26 protein-coding genes and 3 pseudogenes are annotated in these 21039 nt (G+C 66.5%); 14 read left to right on the top strand and 15 right to left on the bottom strand.

Features of this window, described 5'->3' with window-relative positions; genetic code table 11:
- Positions 1-34: 34 nt before the first annotated feature.
- A complete protein-coding gene (locus ACPTTC_RS38460) occupies positions 35-1222 on the top strand; it encodes a M20 aminoacylase family protein (protein WP_423396585.1) in 1188 nt (395 codons plus the stop codon).
- 77 nt (positions 1223-1299) lie between these two features.
- Here the strand turns inward: ACPTTC_RS38460 and ACPTTC_RS38455 are convergent.
- Positions 1300-1686, bottom strand: a pseudogene (locus ACPTTC_RS38455) (cupin domain-containing protein); the annotation flags it as partial.
- Positions 1687-1712: 26 nt separating this feature from the next.
- On the opposite strand from ACPTTC_RS38455, the pseudogene ACPTTC_RS38450 reads away from it, so the two are divergent.
- Positions 1713-1892: pseudogene (locus tag ACPTTC_RS38450) on the top strand (IS5/IS1182 family transposase); the annotation flags it as partial.
- Positions 1893-2262: 370 nt separating this feature from the next.
- Positions 2263-2937, top strand: a complete 675-nt coding sequence (locus tag ACPTTC_RS38445) for a lytic polysaccharide monooxygenase auxiliary activity family 9 protein (RefSeq protein ID WP_423396584.1) — start codon at positions 2263-2265, stop codon at positions 2935-2937.
- Positions 2938-3033: 96 nt separating this feature from the next.
- Here the strand turns inward: ACPTTC_RS38445 and ACPTTC_RS38440 are convergent, their stop codons facing one another.
- Positions 3034-4437, bottom strand: coding sequence for a GGDEF domain-containing protein (locus tag ACPTTC_RS38440; protein WP_423396462.1), 1404 nt, complete (start codon positions 4435-4437; stop codon positions 3034-3036).
- Positions 4438-5168: 731 nt separating this feature from the next.
- Here ACPTTC_RS38440 and ACPTTC_RS38435 point away from each other — a divergent pair.
- Positions 5169-5339 carry a hypothetical protein gene (locus tag ACPTTC_RS38435; protein ID WP_423396461.1) on the top strand — a complete coding sequence of 57 codons (171 nt, stop codon included), beginning with the start codon at positions 5169-5171 and terminating at the stop codon, positions 5337-5339.
- A 63-nt stretch (positions 5340-5402) separates the two neighbouring features.
- Positions 5403-6611, top strand: coding sequence for a chitinase (locus ACPTTC_RS38430; protein WP_423396460.1), 1209 nt, complete (start codon positions 5403-5405; stop codon positions 6609-6611).
- 188 nt (positions 6612-6799) lie between these two features.
- Here the strand turns inward: ACPTTC_RS38430 and ACPTTC_RS38425 are convergent, their stop codons facing one another.
- Positions 6800-7063, bottom strand: a complete 264-nt coding sequence (locus ACPTTC_RS38425; RefSeq protein WP_423396459.1) for a hypothetical protein — start codon at positions 7061-7063, stop codon at positions 6800-6802.
- Here ACPTTC_RS38425 and ACPTTC_RS38420 point away from each other — a divergent pair.
- The 5 genes from ACPTTC_RS38420 to ACPTTC_RS38400 all read left to right on the top strand — a co-directional run bounded on the left by ACPTTC_RS38420 (position 7062) and on the right by ACPTTC_RS38400 (position 10281).
- Positions 7062-7943: an endo alpha-1,4 polygalactosaminidase gene (locus ACPTTC_RS38420; RefSeq protein WP_423396458.1), complete on the top strand. Its 882-nt coding sequence runs from the start codon at positions 7062-7064 to the stop codon at positions 7941-7943. The genes ACPTTC_RS38425 and ACPTTC_RS38420 overlap by 2 nt on opposite strands.
- Positions 7944-8133: 190 nt before the next feature.
- Positions 8134-8706: a hypothetical protein gene (locus ACPTTC_RS38415; RefSeq protein WP_423396457.1), complete on the top strand. Its 573-nt coding sequence runs from the start codon at positions 8134-8136 to the stop codon at positions 8704-8706.
- Between the two features lie 143 nt (positions 8707-8849).
- On the top strand, positions 8850-9323 hold the full coding sequence (locus ACPTTC_RS38410) for a universal stress protein (protein WP_423396456.1): 474 nt from the start codon (positions 8850-8852) through the stop codon (positions 9321-9323).
- A gap of 67 nt (positions 9324-9390) precedes the next feature.
- Positions 9391-9666, top strand: coding sequence for a DUF1488 domain-containing protein (locus tag ACPTTC_RS38405; RefSeq protein ID WP_423396455.1), 276 nt, complete (start codon positions 9391-9393; stop codon positions 9664-9666).
- A gap of 180 nt (positions 9667-9846) precedes the next feature.
- On the top strand, positions 9847-10281 hold the full coding sequence (locus ACPTTC_RS38400; RefSeq protein WP_423396454.1) for an Hsp20/alpha crystallin family protein: 435 nt from the start codon (positions 9847-9849) through the stop codon (positions 10279-10281).
- A 105-nt stretch (positions 10282-10386) separates the two neighbouring features.
- On the opposite strand, the pseudogene ACPTTC_RS38395 reads toward ACPTTC_RS38400, so the two are convergent.
- Positions 10387-10530, bottom strand: a pseudogene (locus tag ACPTTC_RS38395) (SagB/ThcOx family dehydrogenase); the annotation flags it as partial.
- Positions 10531-10649: 119 nt separating this feature from the next.
- On the opposite strand from ACPTTC_RS38395, the gene ACPTTC_RS38390 reads away from it, so the two are divergent.
- Together ACPTTC_RS38390 and ACPTTC_RS38385 are read left to right on the top strand one after the other, a co-directional pair.
- Positions 10650-11300, top strand: a complete 651-nt coding sequence (locus tag ACPTTC_RS38390; protein WP_423396453.1) for a BON domain-containing protein — start codon at positions 10650-10652, stop codon at positions 11298-11300.
- A gap of 55 nt (positions 11301-11355) precedes the next feature.
- Positions 11356-11595: a hypothetical protein gene (locus ACPTTC_RS38385; protein WP_423396452.1), complete on the top strand. Its 240-nt coding sequence runs from the start codon at positions 11356-11358 to the stop codon at positions 11593-11595.
- Between the two features lie 195 nt (positions 11596-11790).
- Here the strand turns inward: ACPTTC_RS38385 and ACPTTC_RS38380 are convergent, their stop codons facing one another.
- The 4 genes from ACPTTC_RS38380 to ACPTTC_RS38365 form a co-directional block, all read right to left on the bottom strand.
- Positions 11791-12015 carry a hypothetical protein gene (locus ACPTTC_RS38380; RefSeq protein WP_423396451.1) on the bottom strand — a complete coding sequence of 75 codons (225 nt, stop codon included), beginning with the start codon at positions 12013-12015 and terminating at the stop codon, positions 11791-11793.
- 139 nt (positions 12016-12154) lie between these two features.
- Positions 12155-13180: an LOG family protein gene (locus ACPTTC_RS38375; protein ID WP_423396450.1), complete on the bottom strand. Its 1026-nt coding sequence runs from the start codon at positions 13178-13180 to the stop codon at positions 12155-12157.
- A gap of 22 nt (positions 13181-13202) precedes the next feature.
- Positions 13203-13538: a c-type cytochrome gene (locus tag ACPTTC_RS38370; protein WP_423396449.1), complete on the bottom strand. Its 336-nt coding sequence runs from the start codon at positions 13536-13538 to the stop codon at positions 13203-13205.
- A gap of 52 nt (positions 13539-13590) precedes the next feature.
- A complete protein-coding gene (locus ACPTTC_RS38365) occupies positions 13591-14592 on the bottom strand; it encodes an Acg family FMN-binding oxidoreductase (protein ID WP_423396448.1) in 1002 nt (333 codons plus the stop codon).
- Between the two features lie 173 nt (positions 14593-14765).
- Here ACPTTC_RS38365 and ACPTTC_RS38360 point away from each other — a divergent pair, with 173 nt between their 5' ends.
- Entirely contained in the window at positions 14766-15755 is a 990-nt protein-coding gene (locus ACPTTC_RS38360; protein WP_423396447.1) for a zinc-dependent alcohol dehydrogenase family protein, read from the top strand.
- Between the two features lie 25 nt (positions 15756-15780).
- On the opposite strand, the gene fnr is transcribed toward ACPTTC_RS38360, so the two are convergent.
- The 3 genes from fnr to ACPTTC_RS38345 all read right to left on the bottom strand — a co-directional run bounded on the left by fnr (position 15781) and on the right by ACPTTC_RS38345 (position 17688).
- Positions 15781-16554, bottom strand: a complete 774-nt coding sequence (fnr, locus tag ACPTTC_RS38355; protein WP_423396446.1) for a fumarate/nitrate reduction transcriptional regulator Fnr — start codon at positions 16552-16554, stop codon at positions 15781-15783.
- 343 nt (positions 16555-16897) lie between these two features.
- Positions 16898-17545 carry a response regulator gene (locus ACPTTC_RS38350; RefSeq protein WP_175970320.1) on the bottom strand — a complete coding sequence of 216 codons (648 nt, stop codon included), beginning with the start codon at positions 17543-17545 and terminating at the stop codon, positions 16898-16900.
- Positions 17542-17688, bottom strand: coding sequence for a hypothetical protein (locus ACPTTC_RS38345; protein ID WP_423396445.1), 147 nt, complete (start codon positions 17686-17688; stop codon positions 17542-17544). Before ACPTTC_RS38345 ends, ACPTTC_RS38350 begins: the two co-directional genes overlap by 4 nt.
- Positions 17689-17933: 245 nt before the next feature.
- Between ACPTTC_RS38345 and ACPTTC_RS38340 the strand changes: the two genes are divergently transcribed.
- Positions 17934-18404, top strand: coding sequence for a universal stress protein (locus ACPTTC_RS38340; RefSeq protein ID WP_423396444.1), 471 nt, complete (start codon positions 17934-17936; stop codon positions 18402-18404).
- Between the two features lie 48 nt (positions 18405-18452).
- On the opposite strand, the gene ACPTTC_RS38335 is transcribed toward ACPTTC_RS38340, so the two are convergent.
- The 4 genes from ACPTTC_RS38335 to ACPTTC_RS38320 form a co-directional block, all read right to left on the bottom strand.
- Positions 18453-19286 (bottom strand): universal stress protein, encoded by an 834-nt coding sequence (locus ACPTTC_RS38335; RefSeq protein WP_423396443.1) that lies wholly within the window; start codon positions 19284-19286, stop codon positions 18453-18455.
- Positions 19283-19786, bottom strand: a complete 504-nt coding sequence (locus ACPTTC_RS38330; RefSeq protein ID WP_423396442.1) for a universal stress protein — start codon at positions 19784-19786, stop codon at positions 19283-19285. Before ACPTTC_RS38330 ends, ACPTTC_RS38335 begins: the two co-directional genes overlap by 4 nt.
- Before the next feature lie 69 nt (positions 19787-19855).
- Entirely contained in the window at positions 19856-20083 is a 228-nt protein-coding gene (locus tag ACPTTC_RS38325; RefSeq protein ID WP_423396441.1) for a hypothetical protein, read from the bottom strand.
- A gap of 8 nt (positions 20084-20091) precedes the next feature.
- The gene (locus ACPTTC_RS38320) at positions 20092-20931 is read right to left on the bottom strand and encodes a universal stress protein (RefSeq protein WP_423396440.1); all 840 of its coding nucleotides are present in this window, start codon (positions 20929-20931) and stop codon (positions 20092-20094) included.
- Between the last annotated feature and the right edge of the window lie 108 nt (positions 20932-21039).

The following is a 21039-nucleotide window of genomic DNA, read 5'->3' as shown; positions in this document are numbered from 1 at the left end:
CATGGAAGCCGTTTTCTTTCCGAAGGTGCCGAAATTGGAAAACCCCGTCATTCCCGATACGTCGCTGCACGCGCATCACGCGCACTGGGCGAAGCTGCGGCGCGACCTGCATGCGCATCCCGAGCTGCGGTTCGAAGAACACCGGACGGCCGACGTCGTCGCCCGCGAGCTGGAAGCGCTCGGCTATGCGGTGTCGCGCGGCCTCGGCGGCACCGGCGTCGTGGCGAGCCTGCCCGGTGCGGACCCGGGCCGCGGCATCGTGCTTCGCGCGGATCTGGACGCGTTGCCGATCCAGGAGGCCAACGACTTTGCGCATGCATCGTGCACGCACGGGATCATGCACGCGTGCGGCCATGACGGCCATACCGTCATGTTGCTCGGCGCCGCGCGCGTGCTGAAGGACCTGCCGCAACTGCCGGGCACCGTCCATTTCGTGTTTCAGCCCGGAGAAGAAGGGGGCGCGGGCGCGCGCAAGATGATCGACGACGGGCTGTTCGAGCAATACCCGACGGAAGCGGTATTCGGCATGCACAACTGGCCCGGTTTGCCGGCCGGGCACTTCGGACTGCGTACCGGCCCGATCATGGCCGCGGGCTCGCGCTTCAGGATCACGGTAACCGGCAAGGGTGCGCATGCGGCGCAGCCGCACCTGGGTATCGATCCCGTGCCGCTCGTGTGCTCGATGGTGCTGCAGTGCCAGACCATCGCCGCGCGGCACAAGGATCCGGTGGATCCCGCCGTCATTTCCGTCTGCATGGTCCATGCGGGAACGACGGACAACGTCATTCCGGACAGCGCCGAGCTGCGCGGGACGATTCGCACGCTGTCGTCCGCGTTGCAGCAACAGTTGCAGCGCGACGTCCGGCTCATGTGCGAGGGGCTGGCAAGCGCCCATGGCGCACGCGTCGACGTGGAATTCTTTCAGTACTACCCGGCAACGGTCAACACGCCGGCCGAGACCGCACTGTGCGAAGCGGTGATACGCGAGACGTTCGGCGACGAACGCCTTGAGCGCGACGTGCCGCCGAACATGACCTCCGAGGACTTCGGCTTCATGCTGGAGGAGCGCCCCGGCGCTTACGTGCTGATCGGCAATGCGCCGGCCGGCGACGTCGCACCGGGGCTCCATCACCCGAAATACGACTTCAACGACGACATCATTCCGGCTGGTGTCCGGTACTGGGTTGCGCTGGCGCGCGCTTACTTCACGCGCTTGCCGTGACGGTGCACCCGATTCGTCGCGTTGGCTGACGCGGGGAGGCGGCCCGGCGTTGCCGGGCCCCGGTCGCGATCGCGCTGCTTCACCGGTGTCGGGACCGGCACGCCCTTGTCATTGATCAGGAACACGATGAATTTTTCCGGACCCGTGCGGCTGGCGTTTCGTCCGACCGTGTGCACGTCGTCCGGGCCTTCATGAAACGTGTCGCCGGCATGGAGCGTGACCGTTTTCCCGCCGTTCAGGCCCATCACGATGCTGCCGTCGAGCACGTAGACGAATGCGTGTGCGTTGTGACGATGCACGGGATCGACGCTGCCGGGCGGATAGTTCACGACGATCATCTCGACTTCCTTGCCCGGATACTCGGGCAACGGCTCCGTGGCCCGCTGCGTCACCGTGGCTTGCGGCGCGGCGGCCGCCGGCTGAACGGGAATCAGGAACGGCAGCGCGAGCGGGGCAAGCGCCAGCCCGTATCGCCGGGTGCGGGGAACCTCACGGCAGCGGCCTCGGAAAGGTTCGCCGGGTCGTTGAGCGCACGCATGCCCGGTCGCACCACTTCCGGCGCCTCCGTATCCGTTTCGAGCGACGTGCCGACATTCATGACGCTTTCCTCACACTCGGCTGCTGCTTGATCTGCTGGAACACCGTGCAGCGGAATCCCCCGTTTTTATGAAAACTTCTCTAAATGAATTGGCGGTTTATTCAATATCGCAATCGAACTTGAGCCATAAAATATTGAAATGAAAAACGATTCAAGCCTTTGATTGAAATTAAAAAACTATCCATGCGGGACGTTTATTTTTTCTATTTTTGCGGATAAGGTTCGGTTTGGTGAAAGCGATTTGTCAGAAAGCGTGGCGATTGATCATCGCTTGCCGCGATTTCATTGGGCTGCCGCTTTTGCCGATCAATGTGCGCGTCGACGCGTCGACAGGATTCTCTGCCAGGGATCTTGCTGCAGGCTCGATATGCGCCTATCCGTTCCGACATCAATGCCATGAGGGCTCATGAAAAAGAACATCCGCAGATACGTTGCTTCCGTGATGCCATGCTCGTTGGCCGCCGCGGCGCTGCTGGTTGCGGCGGCCGGTGCGCACGCGCACGGCCGCTTGACCGAACCGCCTTCGCGCATCGTGCTGTGCACGCAGGGCCAGAATCCGAACTGTCATGTCGACGCCTGGCACGCGAACGCGATGGAGAACGGCAAGTTCTTCCCCGCGACGCAAAGCGGGCTATCCGATCCGTTTGCGCCGGACGACGCGAAGAATGCCGCCCCACCGATGGACGGCGAAATCGCCGGTGCCAGCACGAATGGCCCGCTGCCCGTGCTGAACGAGCAGTCGCCGGGCCGCTGGCAGAAGATCCCGCTGCGGCCGGGCGCGTTGCAGAATTTCAAATGGGAATTCAGCGCGGTGCACAAGACGCGGCGCTGGAACTACTTCATTACACGCGCCGACTGGAACCCGTCGGAAAAGCTGACGCGCGCGCAGTTCGAGCCCACGCCGTTCTGCACGATCCAGAATCCCGGCCAGCCCTACTGGAACCCGAACGCGAACCTGGTGCCGCAGCAGCCGACCATTCACCAATGTCGGTTGCCGGTGCGTAGCGGTTACCACGTCATCCTTGCGGTCTGGGAAGTCGCGGATACGGCGATGGCGTTCTATCAGGTCGTCGACGCGACGTTCACCCAGGGCGATACGACACGCAGCCCGTTCTGAACCTGCTGCGACATGACGCGCCCGGCGATGGCCGGGCGTCATGAATCGAAGAACGCCTGCCGGAGGCGACGCGGACGATGCCGATACGGCAACCGGCTAGCCGGCGACCACCTGGTTGCGACCTTGATGCTTCGCGCGGTACAGGCGTTCGTCGGCCTTGCGCAGGATCGCGTCGATCGTCTCGCCGTCCCGGCCGAATTCGGACGCGCCGACGCTCACGGTGACCTTGATCGGTTCGCCGATGCCGGCTTCGAACGGCGCGCCCGCGATCGCCGTGCGGATGCGCTCGCCGATCGACAGTGCGGTGTCCAGCGCGGCTTGCGGAAGCAGCACCATGAATTCCTCCCCGCCCACCCGCGCGACGCCATCATACGGCCGGATCGCATCGGCGCATTTGTCGACGAAGCGTTGCAATACCTGATCGCCTGCCTGATGCCCGTAACTGTCGTTGATCGCCTTGAAGTGGTCGAGATCGAGCGCGAGCAGCGAGAACGGCGCGCCGTTGCGCTTGGCCCGGTTGATTTCCGCTTCCACGCTTTCGATGAATTGCCGCCGGTTGGTCGCGCCCGTGAGCGGGTCCGTGGCTGCCAGGTGTTCGAGTTTTTCGTTGGTCCGTTGAAGCGCCTGCAGGGCGCGCTCCGTCCTGGCCATCGCGTCCCTCAACCGGGCAAACAGTTCTTCCTGGCTGTAGATCTTCGAAAACGAACGGGTTGTATGAAAGGCCTGCACCACGCCGAAACTGAGCAGGAAGAAGCCGGCCGCAAAAATGGCATGCGCCAGCCACCACATGTGATTCCACGGCCGCCCGAGGATGAAGGCGAGCGACGAGAACGCGAATGACGTCACCGAAATGCCGTAGATCGTCATCAGCGGCGAGCGGATGCGGCGCATGACCAGCGCAACGACGTTTGCGACCGAGAGCAGCATCGCGCCGCCCTCCATCGACACGCGTACCCACAGGTGGCCGGCCACCGGCGAGAAGGCGATCACGGCGACCGCGACGTCGACGAGCGCGAACAGCGCGAGCCAGGGTAACCAGATGCGGGGATCGGCGCGGGTTGCTGCGCTGTCGGCCTTGTGACTGTAGGTGAACTGCCCGACCAGGATCAGGATCGACATGGTCAGGCGCGACGCCGGCCCGTACAGCAGGAACAGCCAGATGTTGTGATGCGCCATGCCGGTGAACAAGCCATGCAACGCATAGATGAGGGAAAAGCCCAGAAAGCCCAGCGTGAGCCAGCGGAGCAACGGCTCGCCCGACAGGCGATAGCAGCGCCAGCAGACATAGGTGACGAACGCGCCCTCGAGCGTGGCGATCGCGATCGCCAGTTCGTGAAAGGTGTGATTCTCGAACGTCAGCGAGGGATCCTGGAACACGTACAGGTAGGCGATCAGGGAAGCAGGCGCCAGCGCGAAGCCGACCAGCAGGAGCCTCGCGTACACCCGGGTAACCAGTTCGGCGGTGCGGGCCGACTCCTGGGCGGCGACATTGACGGTCATGATCTGCCTCCGGTTTAGGTGGATGCATCAAGGATGAGAACGGCAACCACGATGTCCTGGCGAGCCGTTCGCCAATCCGATGAAGCACGATCGCAGCGCCTGAATTTCATCGATTTGAATAATAAGCCAGACGACCGCGAGATATCTTTTTGAATTATCGAATGGCGACAATTTCAATCCGGCAATGCAATCGCTTGAATATTTCGGGTTTCGACATGAGTGGAAATAGTCGATTCCAGGGTTGATGCCGGATGATTATGTAGTATAACAAATCGAAGTGCGGATGCAGGATTGAAGCATCACTACATTGGCCGTCGAAATATCGGCGTTCGCCATCGTGGGGCCGGCGCCATCTCAGGCCGGCGTGACGACTTCACGATACCGCGTGCACCGCGTCGTTCCGGACATCCGGTCTTGCGCGAAAGTGACGGATGACCTGCTTCACCACCATTGAATGAAGTCGTGGTGTTTTCCGTTGGCGATATAAAAACAGAATCAATATCGAAATTTGTCTTCAAGTGACAATTTGTAAGGTTGATTTCCTTTGAATTCGACCTGGGCGGAGCTTTGTCAATCGAAAGGGGAAACCATGAACCAGATTGGAATGACGAACGGGCAGGGTTCGAGAAATGAAACGGGCCCCATGCCACAAGACGTTTCGCTTTCATTCGCCTTGCTTTGGATGCCTGGAGCGACGGTGCCGGGCCATGCGGCAGCGGTACTGATCCGTCATGTCCGGGAAGGCGCCCAACGGGTACGTCAAACCGTTGATTGACGCGCGGAACCAGGTCAACGGCGCGCTGACGCACAGCCCTTCCATTGATTTTGCGAGCGGCGCGGCAGGCGGTTACACGGCGGTGAAAGTCCATGACCTGGTCACCGGGCGCGTAACAAAAGGCTGATTCGAGCACGATGTTGATTTTGCAGTCCGTATCAATTGTGCAGGCGTTTGCTGTCGATGTCACATGGCGGATTACCGCTGCGCCCCCATGGGTGGAGCGGGTCTTCCTGAAATATTCCCCGGCATGGTTTGCGTGAAGGACAGGTGCCGGCAATGCGTCAAACACGATGAGGACATGAACATGAAGAGCAACCCATCCGGAATCATCCAGCGATCGACCTTGAAGGGCGCGCTGGCGCTTCTGTTGGCATGGTCGTCTTTCGGCACCGGCGCCGCCGCGGCGGGCGCGGCGGCCACCGGCACGGCGCCGGCGTTCGTTTACAGCCCGTACAAGGACGCGACGATTTCGATGAACTGGAACACGAACGTCATCTCGTCGAACGTCACGGGCCAGATGAGCCCGGTGCTGTCGGTGCTGCCGGCCGGTGTCCGTACGCTGACGCTCGCGTTTGCGACCGGGGAATGCGGCAGCGAGAACTGGGCGGGCGTCGACGGCGGCGCGATGGCGGCCGCCAATGTGCCGCTTTTCACCGCGGCCAATGTGAATTACGTGATTTCCACCGGCGGCGCGGCCGGCATGTTCACGTGCGGGACGGATGCGGGCATGGCGGCCTTCATCAACCGTTATGCCTCGAGCAACCTGATCGGAATCGATTTCGATATCGAGGGCGGGCAGACACAACAGGTGATCAACGATCTCGTCCAGCGCGTGGCGGTCGCCCAGCAGAATTATCCCGGCCTGCGCTTCAGCTTCACGCTGGCGACACTGGCGCCTTCCCAGCAGGGCGCGACCACAGCCAGTTCCTGGGGGGCCAACGCCCCCGACAGCTTCAACGTGTATGGCGACTGGGTCATGCAGGCGATCCAGGCGGTCGGCCTGAAGAACTACACCATCGACCTGATGACGATGGACTATGGGTCGGCCGGGGCGGGGAACTGCGTGGTCGCGAACGGCACCTGCCAGATGGGGCAATCGGCGATCCAGGCGGCGATGAACCTGCACGACCACTGGGGCGTGCCGTACAGCCAGATCGAGCTGACGCCGATGATCGGCGGCAACGATGTGAGCGGCGAAACCTTTACGCCGGCGGATGCAGACACCGTTGCGCAGTTCGTGAAACAGAACGGTCTCGTGGGTGTCCATTTCTGGTCGTTCGACCGTGACGTCGATTGTCCGCCGGGCGCCGCATCGTCGACGTGCAATTCGATCGGCGGGGTCGGTACGCTCGGTTATACGAACCGGTTTGCCGCGGACCTGGCGCCCGGCAATTGAACGAAGCCGGGCAGGGTGGAGACCATGCGGGCCGCCCGTATCATGGCGACGATGTGTCCCATGGTCTCCGACTGCCGCGGCCGGCAACCGGAGGAATCGCCGCGTGCATGCGTTGAACGGCACCCGCCGCTCGAATGCGAACGGATCGGCAGGATCGCGGCCGTCGCGCAGGCGAAGAGACGGATCGATCAGGCAACCGTCACGTTCGTCGCATCGAGAAGCCGTTGCGCGTGAGGAAGTTCGTACCACGGCAGCCATGGCCTGCCGCCACCCGCCGCGCCGACAAAAATCGACAAATTGGAACAGATCGGCGCGGCGTTCCCGCCTACCATCCGCACGTGCTTCGCGCATTCCCGCGCCACCGCAGCATCGGCAGAGTCATCGCCCGCATCCCGCTGCACGTGTCTTCCTCGCATCCTGACAAGCCGCCCAACAGGCAAAGGATTCGCCATGTCCGCCAGATCGTTCGCTTCAGTCGTGCTGATGCTGCTGCTCGCCGCGTGCGGAGGCGACTCGGATTCGCTCGCGCCCGGCACCGCCGTCGCGGCGGCCTCGGCGCGCGCGTCGCAAGCCCCCGCGTGGAAGCCGCTCGTGCCCGGCACGAGCTGGCAATGGCAGATCGACGGCAACCGCATCAACGAGACGGTGCTGGACGGCGCGAACAACCCGCGCAAGATGTTCGACGTCGACATGGAGCTGACCGATGCCGGCACGATCCAGCGCCTGAAGGCGAAGGGCATCTATGTCGTCTGCTACATGGAGGTGGGCGGGCGCGAAGACAGCCGTGGCGATGCCGGCAAGTTTCCGGACAGCGTGCTCGGCAACCCCGTCGAAGGGTACGAGGATCACGAACGGTGGCTGGACATTCGCCAGACCGCGATCCTGATGCCGCTGATGCTGGCGCGTCTCGACCAGGCGAAGAACAAGGGCTGCGACGGCATCGAGCCGGACCTCGACGACAGCTATCGCCAGGAAACGGGCTTTCCGCTGACGCGCGACGATCAGCTTCGCTACAACACGGCGCTGATCGCCGCCGCGCACGATCGCGGGATGTCGATGGGTCTGAAGAACGGCTCGGAGATCGCGACCGCGATGGCGAAAGTGGCCGACTGGGCGCTCAACGAGCAATGCAACAGGTTCCATGAGTGCGGCGGCTACGCCAGCTTTATCGCGCAGAACAAGGCCGTGTTCAATGTCGAATACACGCGTCCGGACGGCATGACGCTCGCGGATTTCTGTCCGGCGGACAATCAGGCCAATTTCGACGGCATTCTGAAACTGTCGAGCGACACGCTCTCGGCGCTGCCGCGCGGGGCTTGCCGGTTCGAGTGAGCGACGACGCGCGCCGCCGACTTCGTCGGGCGAGTCGGCGGCTATTTCGCGCGCTCGCGCTCGCTCGATGATTTGTGTCAAGGAGAAGGGTCCGGCAAGCGCGAAGATGGGTGTTCCTGCATGCTGGTATCCGCGAGGCCGGCATGTTCCGTGGCGTTTGCGTCGTCACGTTCATGATACGGACACCGTCATGCTTGCCTTCTTCCGGGACACCGCTGGCCACCGGCTCGTTACCCGCGCCGAAGCGGGCACGCCGAACGCGTTGCGTGCCGCGCGATACCCGGCGCGGCTGGCCGAAGTCGCGTGGGCGGTCGGCGTGCTCCTTGCGTTGGGCGCGTGCGCCGGTGCGGAACGGAACGCGGCCTTTCGATCGACGGAAACGCAATTGTTCGCGACGCGCCAGGCCGCGGCACTGCCGTGCTCGACACCTGCCGAATGCGACGGTGCATGGCGCCTTGCACGCCGCTACGTCGAAGCCCATTCGTCGACCCGGATCACGCGGGCCGATGCCGATACGATCGAGACGGCGCCCCCGTTCCTGGCCGGCGAAGTCTATTTGTGGGCATCGCGCACGGCCTCGGGGGGCGGCGCCTCGGTGATCCGGCTCAAGGCGATGTGCAAGGGCATGTACGACAGCGAAGGCGGCCCGGGGTGGCAGTACGACGCGTGCGCGGCGAGGATCCTCGACCTCGAGCGAGGCTTTCGGGCGTATGTGAATCCGGCGAGCGCGCCGGATGCGCCGGCGCCGGTCGCGCCGGGATGATCCGGCGTCTCGCGCCGGCGCGCCTGCCGGTTTCCGCGTGAGTTCGAACCGTTGACTTCCGTCAACGCCCGCTTGCGGCGAACGCCGATGATGAAAGCCAAGCCGAACGCCGCCGGCGCGTCGGTTCATCCAGCGAGGTCGGTATGTACACGAACATCATGGTCGCCGTGGACGGCAGTCCTTCATCGCAACGGGCGCTCGACGAGGGCCTGAAAGTGGCGCGATCGTGCGGCGCCCGCCTGTTCGCCGTTTTCGTCGTCGACAAGTCGCTGCTGATCACGTTCGGCGGACGCATGGACCCGGATGCATTGCTCGCCGAGATCCGGCGCGACGGTGTGTCGGTCCTGCGGCGCGCGGAACGGACCATCGCGCACGCGGCGGTCAACGGCGAGGCTGAACTCGTCGAGACCGAGCTCGGCGAGAGTGTCGCCGAACGGCTGCAGCGCTACGTCGCCGACCGGTCGATCGATCTGGCCGTGATCGGCACGCACGGTCGGCGCGGGGTCCGGCGGTTGTTCCTCGGCAGCGTCGCCGAACGGTTCCTGCGCGGATCGAGCTGCCCGGTCCTGCTCGTGCGCGGCAGCGACGCCGCACCGGCCGCGGCGGCGGCGGCGTAGTGCCGCCGCGCGCGCGGTGCGCCGCCGGCCGGCGCTTGCCCATGCGCAACCTGCCCAGGTGACCATCATGCAGATCTCCTTTCCTTCCGAACCTCCGACGTATTGCGGCCAGGATCCGGCGCTGACCTTTCCGGCGCTGGTCGAAGGCCGCCGCGTGCACTGCGCGATCACCGCGGCGGCGCTGGAGGATCACTTCCGCGCGGCGTCGCCGCGCGAAAGCGATCTCATGGATGCGTTTGCCCGCCATCGTCCCGCGATCGAGCGTGCCGCACGGTGCCTGCTCGAGGAGATGGGCGGCCGGCCGATCCTGCTCCACAGCGGCTATTTCCGGTTCTGCACGTGAGCGCCGGGTGCCGTTGACGCGCGTCAAGCGCCTGCCGATGCGGGCCGCTACGCTGGAATCCTGATGATCGTTCGTCCGCTGCGCGGCGCACGGCGCCGCGCCAATCCGGTCTTCATCGTGGCTTCGCGCGAGCGGGACGAACGCGCGGGCCGCCTGTCTATCGTTCGAGGAGTACGAACCATGAGCAATGTCACGCGTTACGATCCGTTTTCGATGGAACCCGTCGCCGATCTGTTTCAGGGGCTGTTCAGGCCGCTGCGCGGGATGACGCTGACGGACGAGCCCGATCTTGCCGCGATGAAGATCGACGTGACGGAAAGCGACGATGCGTACAAGGTCAATGCGGAACTGCCGGGCGTCGCCAAGGACGACATCGACGTCCAGGTGACGGGCAGCACCGTGTCGATCAGCGCGAAGATCGAGCGCAACCAGGAGCAGAAGGATGGCGAACGCGTGATCCGGCGCGAGCGCTACAGCGGCGCGATCAGCCGTTCGTTCTCGCTGTCGGGCGAGATCGACGACGCGCGCGCATCCGCGACTTACCAGGACGGCGTGCTGTCGCTGACGCTGCCGAAAAAGACGCCGGTCGCGCAGAAGAAACTGACGATCAGCTGATCGGGTGGCAGGCAGCGGGCGATGCCGGCACACGCCGCCCGAACGGAGATAACGGCGCGCGGAGCGATCCGCGCGCCGTTTCTTCGAGGCGGGCCGCCCGAACGCTTAGGCCTGCGATCCCGCACCGCCGGCCCGGAAGCCGATCGTCTGCGCGAGGATCGGGAGTTCGTCCTCGTTCAGCCGCAGCGCGTCGGCAAGCGCGCGGGGGTTGATCCAGCCGCGCACGACCGTGCCGAGCCCGGCGGCTGCGAAGTGTGACGCGCGATGAGCGGCGTCCGTTGACCTGCATCAGCGAGTCGTGGCGGGGCGTGTGCAAATCTGGAGATGTGCGGCGGACAGGCTCGCCGCGGCTCACAGGAGTGCAGGCGATGAAGACCGACAAGCAGTTGAAGCAGGACGTTCAGGATGAACTGGAGTCCGACCCGGCGATCGACGCGACTCGAATCGGTATCGAGGTGGCCGACCGGATCGTGACGCTGTCGGGGCACCCGCCGAGCTATGCGGAGAAGCTGGCGATCGAGCGCGCGGCGAATCGCGTGGCCGGCGTCAAGGCACTCGTCGTCGACCTGACCGTGCATCTGCCGGACGACGACGTCCGCACCGACGAGGACATCGCGAACGCGGTGCGTTCGGTGCTGCACTGGACGGTCGGACTGAGCGACGACGCGGTCAAGGTGCAGGTCGAACATGGCTGGATCACGCTGTCCGGCAGGGTCGAGTGGGCGTACCAGAGCCACCTGGCCGTGCGGGCGATTTCGCAGATGCGCAGCGTGACGGGCGTGACCGACCATATCGTGGTGCAGGCTGCGATCGGGTCGGCCGACATCGGCGGCAGCATCAAGCGCGCGATCATGCGCCATGCGGAGCGCGAGGCGAAGCACATCGCGATCGAGGTGCGCGACGGCACCGTGCGCCTGTCCGGCAAGGTCGGCTCGTTCTCCGAGCGCAAGGCCGTGCGCGGTGCCGCGTGGTCCGCGCGCGGGGTGCGTGCCGTCATCGACGACCTGGTTGTCGAGTAAGCGCGGTGCGCGTCCACCGGACAGGCAGTCCGCGTGGATGAAGGAGGGAAGCGAGATGAGTCTGTCAGGCGAGGTACATGACACCGGCTGGTCGGTGGCGATCGAGACGGTCGCCGCCGAAACGGGCGGCTACCGTTGCAGGATCCATGTCGCGCTCATGTCGCAGGATGGCACGTGCGAGCGTACGTTCTCGCACAGCCGGACCCATGCGTCCGAGCGCGAAGCCGCGATCGACGGGCTGCGGGCCGGGATGACGTGGGTCGAGATGAGGAGGTCGAACACGTTCACGGTGTGAGGCAGCGGCGCTCGTGAGCGTGTCGCCCGGGCGGCGGCGTTTCGTTCGTCATCCGATTCGATACGCGCCGCATGCGTATGCGCATGCATCTATGTGTCTGGCTGTCCACCCGGTTTCGTGCGGCAAGCGGCGGCGCGGCACGGTCACGCGCGGCTTCAAGCGGTCTCAGGCAGTCTCAGCCGGTTTCAGTCGATCTCAAGCGGCCTTGAGCGCGGACAGTTGCAGCGCCTGCGCGAAGCGGGCCAGCGTGGCGACCGATCCCGTCACGCTTTCGTACCGCTCGCGCCCGATCTGGGCGTCGAGGATCACGAGCATGCCGGCGTCGCGCGCGAGGGCGACGAGCGCCTGCGTGTCGAGCGCGGGTGCGTAGGACCGGCCGGCCTGATCGCCCGGGTCGGGAAGATGGGTAGCGTGTGACATGACGATTCTCCTGATGGCCTCGAATCCGGATACCGTGCAGCCGTGATCCGTGAATCCAGTATCGTCGCCGTGCCTGGGCGATTCAATCGGCGTACCCCGAAGCTGCGGTAGGAATCATGCGGCGGGCGTCGGCGGATTCCTACATGGCACGCGGTTTCGGCGGCACGCGGCGGCGCACCGGCCGCGCGGCGCGCCGCCGCGCATACCAGCTGCCGATCGCGCGCCAGATGTCGGGGGCGGATTCGCAGTACGTGAACAGGTCGAGATCGCGGCGGTCGATCATCCCTTCGTCGGCGAGGAATTCCAGGTCGACCGCGCGCTTCCAGTACGCTTCGCCGACGAGGATGACCGGCAGCGGCGGGATCTTGCGCGTTTGCAGCAGCGTCAGGACTTCGAACAGCTCGTCGAACGTGCCGTAGCCGCCGGGGAAAAATACCGCCGCCTTCGCGCGTTCGAGCAGGTGCAGCTTGCGGATCGCGAAATAGTGAAACCGGAAGTGGAGATCGGGGGTGATGTACGGATTCGGCGCCTGTTCGCGCGGCAGTTCGATGTTGAAGCCGATGCTCGGCGCGCCGCGCTCGTACGCGCCGCGGTTCGCGGCCTCCATGATGCCGGGGCCGCCGCCGGTGACGATGGCGAGCCGCGCGGCTCGCGTGCACCGGTCGGCGTGGCCGACGATGCGCCCGAATTCGCGCGCGACGCGGTAATACACGCTGTGCTCGACGAGCCGGCTCGCCGCCGCGACGGCACGGCGCCGGCCGGCATCGTGCGGACGCGCCGCGAGCAGGCGATTGGCCTCGTTCAGCCGCGCGTTCGCGACGGCAGGGGCAACGATGCGCGTGCTGCCGTAGATCACGACGGCATGGCCGATGCGTTCTTTCTGCAGGCGTTCCTCGGCCTTCCAGTAGTCGAGTTGCAGCCGGATGCCGCGCATGCCCGCGCGCTGCAGGACGGTGGCATCGTCATCGGGCGCGCGGCCCGGGCTGTGGGCGCGACGCGGCGCGCGACGCGGGATGCGCTGGACGCCGTCGCCGCGGACGATCGCATCGGGCCGCGTGCGTGCGCGTTTGCCGCGCGCATTCGCGGGTGTCGCGCCCGCCGCGGCACCACGGCGCGCGTCGCCTCGTGCGAGACCGGCGGGAATGCGTTTGATGGCGGTCGACATGCGTTGCGGGGCGGCGGGCCGGTTACTGGCTCAGCACCCACTGCACGAGCTGATGCGCGTCGTCGGCGGACAGCGGGCCGCCGCGATCCTCGGCGGCCGGCATCGGCGTGTCGCCCCAGTGCACGCGGCCGCCGATGCGCAGCTTGCGCTCCAGTTCCGGCGCCGCCGCCGGATCGCCGCGGTAGCGCTGCGCGATCTCGCGGAACGACGGCCCGAGGAACGTCATGTCGACCGTATGGCAAAACATGCAGTGCTGCGCATTGACGAGATCGGTCGGCTCGGGCACGGCCGTCTGCGCGGCGGCCAGGTTGGCCGCCGTGACGATCGCGCAGAAGGCAGCGTAGCGCGGGAGGTTCATGTTGTCTTTCCTCGTCCGGATCGGAAGGGCGATTACGCGCCGCAGGGCGCGCTCACGAGACGACTTCGTCGAGCGGGCGGCGCGGCGAGTGCGGCGCATGCGGGCCGCGCCCGACGCGCAGCAGCAACTGCGGCTCGCCGTGCAGCCCGAGCAGGTGGCGCAGGTGGGCGCGCAGCCCGGCCGTCTCGATCGGCTGGTTCAGGTACGACGCCGTATAGCCAGCGCGCGTCGCGACGAGCAGGACGCGCTCCAGCGCCTGGCCGGCGGCGAGCCACGCGTCGCGGTCGTCGCGCAGGGTCGACAGGCAGACGATCAGCGGCGAGGCGCCGACGAGCTGGTGATGCAGCGCGGCCAGCCCGTCGCCGAGATCGAAGGTTCGCACCGCCATCGTCACGACGGGCGCCGCGAAGTCCAGCAGCGTCGGCACGCCGGCCGCGAACGCCGGCATGCCGTCGACGTGCCGGCGCGGATCGATCCAGCTCGCCAGTTCGCGTCGGAAGCGCGGGTCCGCGAACTGCTGCTGATCGGCCTCCGCGACCAGCGCGGCCACCCGTGCGCGATGCGCGATCGAATCGATACAGGTGACTTCCGCGCCTTCCGCGACGCCGGCCGCGATCAGCTCGCGCTGCAGCGCGTCCGGCACGGCCGTCGAGTTGAACGGCGCGCGCGTCGTGACGCGCTCCGGAATCGCATCGAACAGCGCGCCGAGCGACGCGTCGGAGTAGCCGTCGTCGCACACGCGGATCATCGCCAGCAGGTCGGGATCGATGTCGGACGGAAAGGTGCTGATCGTGTGGGCGAGCCCGGCGTGATCGAGTGCGACGCGCAGGTTGAGCAAGGCCGCGCCGCAGCTGATGATCAGCTCGCGATCGAACGGATCGATGACGGGCAACGCGCGTACGCGATCCGCGCAGACCGCGATCGTGGGGCCGTCGACGATGAACCGCCACGGCTGCGAGTTGTGGCTGGACGGGGCCAGCACCGCGTAGGCCAGCAGCGATCTCAGACGGTCCTCGGGGTGGGCGCTTGCGGCCAATGGGGGAACGGATATCATTCGAACATCTCCTGGGCGCCACAGGCGGGCGTTATGCCACTTCATCGTGTCAGCAACCGTCCGAGCGTCGTTGACCCACGTCAAGCGCCCGTCACCGGGCCATGCACACGCGGCGCGTGGCGATTAGCCTTGGAACGTGCAGCGCGTGAACACGATTGCGCGGGGAGGCGAGCATGCTTGCGATGATGTTTGACGGCGCGACACCGCATTTGCGCGAGACGCGCGTGCCGGACCCGTTGCCGGCGGCGGGCCAGTTGCTGATCGACGTACATGCGTGCGGCGTATGCCGGACGGATCTCCACGTCGTCGACGGCGAGCTCGCGCATCCGAAGCTGCCGCTGATCCCGGGGCACGAGATCGTCGGCACGGTGCGCGCGCTCGGCGCGGGCGTGACGGGCTTCGCGGCGGGCGAGCGCGTCGGTGTTCCGTGGCTCGGGTCGACGTGCGGCCATTGCGCGTATTGCGCGGCTGGCCGAGAAAATCTGTGTGACAACCCCGGATTCACGGGCTATACGATCGACGGCGGCTACGCGGAGCGCACCGTCGCCGACCATCGGTATTGCGTGCATCTGCCGCGGCGCTATTCCGATCTCGAGGCCGCGCCGCTGCTGTGCGCCGGCCTGATCGGCTATCGCACCTTGCGCATGGCGGGCGACGCGAGGCGCATCGGCATCTACGGTTTCGGCGCGGCGGCGCATCTCGTCGCGCAGGTCGCGCATGGCGAGGGACGGAAGGTGTTCGCGCTGACGAAGCCCGGCGATGCGGTTGCCCAGCAGCTCGCGCTTTCACTGGGCGCCGCATGGGCCGGCAGCAGCGACGAAACGCCGCCCGAGCCGCTCGATGCCGCGCTCATCTTCGCGCCGGTGGGGGCGCTGGTGCCGGCCGCGCTGCGTGCGCTCGACAAGGGCGGGATCGTCGTGTGCGGCGGCATCCACATGAGCGACATTCCCGGCTTTCCGTACGCGTGGCTGTGGGGCGAGCGCCGCATCGCATCGGTGGCCAACCTGACGCGTGCGGATGCCGTCGAATTCATGCGGATCGCCGATGCGATGCCGTTGCGGGTCGAGGCCGTGCGCTACGCGCTGACCGACGCGAACCGCGCGCTCGACGACTTGCGCACGGGGCGTCTGTCCGGGGCGGCGGTGCTCGCCATGCGCGGCTGATGCGCCCGCCGCGCGTGCGGCGAGGTCAGATCCGCCCGAGGCCTTCCGAATCGACGATGCGGATCTGCTTGCCCTGCGCGGCGACGAGCCCGTTGCGCTGGAACTTCGACAGCATGCGGCTGACCGTTTCGAGCTTCATCCCGAGGTATTCGCCGATCTCGTCGCGCGTCATCCGCAGCACGAATTCGGCGGCCGAGTAGCCGCGCGCCTTGAAGCGCGTGGAAAGGTTCAGCAGGAACGCGGCGACGCGCTGCTCGGCGGTCATCGTGCCGAGCAGCAGCATCAGTGAGGATTCGCGGACGATTTCGCCGCTCATCATCTGGTACACGTGATGCTGCATCGGCCGCACCTCGCGGCAGATCTGCTCGAGCTGGCCGAACGGAATGATGCAGACGGTACTGTCCTCGAGCGCGATCGCATCGCCGTTGTGGTGCCCGGTGTGCACGCCGTCGAGCCCGAGCGATTCGCCGACGATCTGGAAGCCGGTGATCTGCTCGTCGCCGTCGCGGTGCATCACGATGGTCTTGAACGACCCGGTTCTCACCGCATAGATGCTGTTGAACGCGTCGCCCGCGCGAAACAGCGTTTCGCCGCGCCTGACGTGCCGCGTCGTGCAGATCATCGCGTCGACCCGCGCGAAATCGTCAGGCGAAAGATCAGGCGGCAGGCAGACCGTGCGCAACGAACACGTCGAACAGCGGGACGCGGCGCGTTTCGGTTGTTCCGCCCGTTCGACGGGATGCAACGGGATGAACGGGCGTAACGGCATGGCCGGCGAAACTTCGGCATGGCTTTGCATGATCGGCTCCAGTACTCCAGTACATTGGGGACAGCGGCGGGCCGCCGTGGGACGCGGTCGCGCTGGTGATAACGCCGGCGGCCCTGGTGCAAGCCGCCCTCATCGGAAAAGCCGCGCCGGACGAAAAGTGAGACCTTTCCCGGCGGCGATTGCCGCCGTTGCTTCGCCAGGCGCGTGCTTGTTTTTCTTGATCTGGAGTATGGATGTTGCGCGGCGTCAAGGAAATCAGCAGGCATTGAAGATGCAGTAGGTCACGCGGAAGCGCTGTAGGCGGTTTCCTACACGGGTGCGGCATTCTGTCCCGGTCGACGCGAGGGCGCGGCGGTCGTGCGCCGGAGCCGCGTCAGAGTTCGTCCGGGTCGTCGAACAGCTTGTGGCGCATCGCATAGCGCACGAGCGCCGTGTCGTTCGGCATCTGCATCTTCTCGAGAATCCGCGTCTTGTAGGTGCTGACCGTCTTGACGCTGACGCAGAGCGCTTCCGCGATCTCGGAAATCGACTCGCCGGCGGTGACCCGCCGGAACACGTCGAATTCACGGTCGGACAGCCGCTGGTGCGGCAGGAGATCGGTCGGTTCGTTCAGGCTCTGCGCAAACTGTTCGGCCATCGTCAGGCTGACGTAAACGCCGCCGGCCGCGATCTTGGCCAGCGCCGCGACCAGCTCGGCGCTGGCGCTTTCCTTGGTCATGTAGCCGGATGCGCCGGCGCGGAACGCGCGCACCGCGTATTGCTGCTCGGCGTGCATCGTGAGCACGAGAATATGCAATGCCGGTTTCTCGTCCTTGATCTGCTTGATGAGTTCGACGCCGTTTCGGCCGGGCATCGACAGGTCGAGCACCAGCACATTCGCGGCCGTGTCACGCACGAGCGCGATCGTGGACGCGCTGTCGCGCGCTTCGCCCGCGACTTCGAACCCGCTCGCGCTCTGCAGGATGTGCCGCAGGCCGTCCCTGACGAGGGCGTGGTCGTCGGCGATGAGTACCCGGATCATGACAGCCCATCTCCTTGCTGGATGGCGTGAAGCGGCAACGCCACGATGATCGTGCATCCCGTTCGCGCGAGCAGGTCGGGGGCCGAACTGCCGTCGTCGTCGCCGAAGCCGCCGGAATAGACGGGGGCCGCCGTGATGTCCATGCACAGCCGATCGGATTTCGCCGGCGGCGGGCGGGCGTCGGGCCGGACGCGAGGCACGAAACGTGGGGCGGGCCGAAGTTGCGATGTCGCCCGAAATTGTGCGCGTTTTGTCTGTCTTCGCCAATCGGGACCGATGCGTACGCCCGCGGCCGGGCAGGCTTGACCGGCGTCAACCGGATCACGCCCGCCGGGCCCAGACTGGTGTGGCATTCCAGTCAAAAACCGGACGCCACCAGGGAGGCACCATGTATGCAAGGATCTTTGCGGCGCTCGACGGCAGCCGCAGTTCGCGGCTCGCGCTCGACGAGGCGATCGCGCTCGCCCGCGATTCGGGGGGCCTGATCGTCGCCGTGTGCGTGGTATCGGACGCGCCAAGAGTGGCCGACGTCGACAGCGGCTATATCGACCAGCGCGACCCGACGGGGCTGGATGCGGACAAGGCCGCGATCGCGGTGGCGGATGCGCAGGCCGCGTTTCGCCTGTGCGGCGTCCGCGGCACCGCGCACACGATCGACGCGTGCGGCGAGGACGTGTCGTCCGTGCTGGCGCGAGCCGCCGCCGAATGCGACGCGGACCTGATCGTGATGGGGACGCACGGACGCCGCGGCGTGCGCCGCGCGGTGCTCGGCAGCGTCGCCGAATCGCTGGTGCGCAGCGCCGACCGGCCGGTGCTGGTCGTGCGGGAGGGGCACGGCGCGTGTGCGGCCGTGCTGTGACCGCAGAGGGCAGCCGCGGGCGGCTGCCCCGCCGTCATGCGTGCGGCGTCAGTGCGACAGCAGCACCGGCACCGTCATCGTCTCGAGGATGGTGCGCGTCGCGCCGCCCAGCACGCGTTCGTGCATGCGCGCATGGCTGTACAGGCCCATCACGAGGAGGTCCGCATGCAGGTCGGTCGCCCGGTTCAGCAGCGTCGCGCCGACGCCGACCGACCGGTCGCGCGGCGTCGTCGAGAACGACGCGCGAACGCCGTGCCGCTCGAGATACGCGGCGACGTCGACGCCCGCCGGCGTCTGGTCGGGGTCGGGTTGGCCGCGCACGACCGTCTCGACGTTGACGAAGCGCGCGCGGGCGAGCAGCGGCAGCGCATCGGCCATTGCGCGGGCGGCTTCGCGCCCGCCGTCCCAGCCGATCAGCACGTTCTCGCCGATCGTTCGCACGTCGCCCGCATAGGGCACGACGAGCGCCGGACGGCCGCTGCCCATCACGAGATCCTCGACGAAATGGCGTGCCACGTAGGTCATGCGATCGTCCGGGTCTTCCTGGCCGAGCACCAGCAGATCGGCGTGACGTGCGTGCAGGATGGCGACCGTCGTCGCGTCGCCGGTCGGCGCCTGCCATTCGACGCTGCGTCCCGCGCGCTCGGCGGCCATCAGGAATGTCTCCTCGGCTTCCTTGCGCCGCTGTTCGCACAGCCGCTCGTAGACGGCCAGCTTGAGCGGCTCGTCGGGCCGCCGCAACGGCTCGAAGAGATCCTGGCAGACCACGTAGAGGCCGATCAAATGCGCGTTCCAGCGTCCCGCCAGTTCGAGCGCGAGGTCGACGCGCGTCGCGCAGCGTTCGCTGTCGTCGAGGTGGACAAGCAGGGTCTTGTAGCTCATGACGGCTCCTTTTCGGTTGATGCCGCGACGGTCTCGGCGGGTTTGCCGGACGGGCAGCTCGCGGGAATCATCAGTACCGGGCACGTGGCCAGACGCAGCACGCGCTCGGCCACGCTGCCGAGGAACAGGCGTTGGGCGCCGCGCCGTCCATGCGTGCCCATCACGATCAGGTCGGCCTCGATTTCATTGGCAAGACTGACGATCCGGTGCGGGATATCTTCGCCGGCCGGCTCGACGTCGGCGATCTGCGGCGTGCCGGCCACGTCGCGCGCCTTCATGCGACGCGCTGCGTCGTCGGTGACGCGCAGCCCTTCTTCCCGGAACGCATCGATCAGGATCGACGGATCGTATCCGACCATGTCGTAGGCGGGCACCAGGAAATCGACGACGTAGACGGGGGTCAGCCGCGCACCTGTTTCCGACGCGAGGCCCAGCGCGGCGTCGAGTGCACGGGACGACGTGTCGCTGCCGTCGAGCGCAACCAGAATGTTCGAGTACATGGCGTTTCCCTTGAACAGAAGCGGATGACATCATCATCGGCGCGTGCGCGCCGATCGCGCTGATCTGGATCAAGCGTCGCGGTTGCCGCGCAGCACGCCGATCCACGCTTCGTGGGTCGGCTCGACGACCACCGTGACCGCGCTGGACGCGGACGACACGACCTGCGCATGGTCCGCGTTCGCGCACGCATCGATGTCGATGCCGAGCCAGCCGAACAATGCGCAGATCCGTTCACGCAACGCGGCCGCGTGCTCGCCGATGCCGGCATTGACGGCGCGCAGCCCGAACATGAGCATCGGCCGGCTCAGTGCGACATCAGCACCGGGAGCGTCATCGACGCGAGCACCGTGCGGGTGGCGCCGCCCATCACCAGCTCGCGCCAGCGCGGATGGCCGTACGCGCCCATCACGAGCAGGTCCGAACCCGTTTCGTATGCGCGTGACAGCAGCGTGTCGCCGATCGACGCGCCGGTGCCGGTATCGATGTCGAGCACGTTCACGTCGCGCGCATGGCGCGCCAGCATCAACGCGGCATCGGCGGCCGGAATGCGCGTGGTCGCCGCTTCGGAATTGCCGTCGACCACGGCGACGACGGTCGTGCGCTTCGCATGCTCGAGGAAGGGCAGCGCATCGTGTGCGGCACGGGCGGCTTCGCGGCTGCCGTCCCACGCGACGAACACCCGTTCGCCGATCGACGGGAATTCTCCGGTGTACGGCCAGAACAGCACCGGGCGGCCGGCGGACAGGACGAGGTTCTCCGCGAACTGGTCGTCGATGTAGGTTTCGGGATCGTTCGGGTCGCTCTGGCCTGCAATCACGAGGTCGGCAAGACGGGCGGCGCGCGGCACGGCGACATTCGCGCGTTCGTCTGCACGAACCCAGGCCGCCGGCACTTTCGCGCGGGCAGCCTCCGCATGGAACAGGCGCTCCAGCGCGGCGAGCCGTTCGTCGCGCTGTTCGCGGTGTTCGCGGAAATAGTCGGCGGAGCCGGCCATCACGTAGAACGAATGCGGCTCCGGCGTGTAGACCGCGAACAGCCCGGTGAGATGCGCACCGAAGCGCCGGGCGAGACGCAACGCGAACTCGAGGCGCGAATGCGCGCGGTCGCTCGTGTCGAGATGCACGACTAGGCTTTTGTAGCTCATCGGAATCGCTCCATCGACGGATGATCCGCCAGTGCAATCCAGTCTACGAAGCAGGGTTTCCGCGTGCTTGACTCAGATCAACGGGCGCCATGCGCACCGGTCGCACAG

This window comes from Burkholderia mycopellens (assembly GCF_964265025.1).
Classification (GTDB): Bacteria; Pseudomonadota; Gammaproteobacteria; order Burkholderiales; family Burkholderiaceae; genus Burkholderia.
The sequence above is the reverse complement of the archived record's forward strand: the minus strand, read 5'-3'. Positions and strand labels throughout refer to the sequence as shown.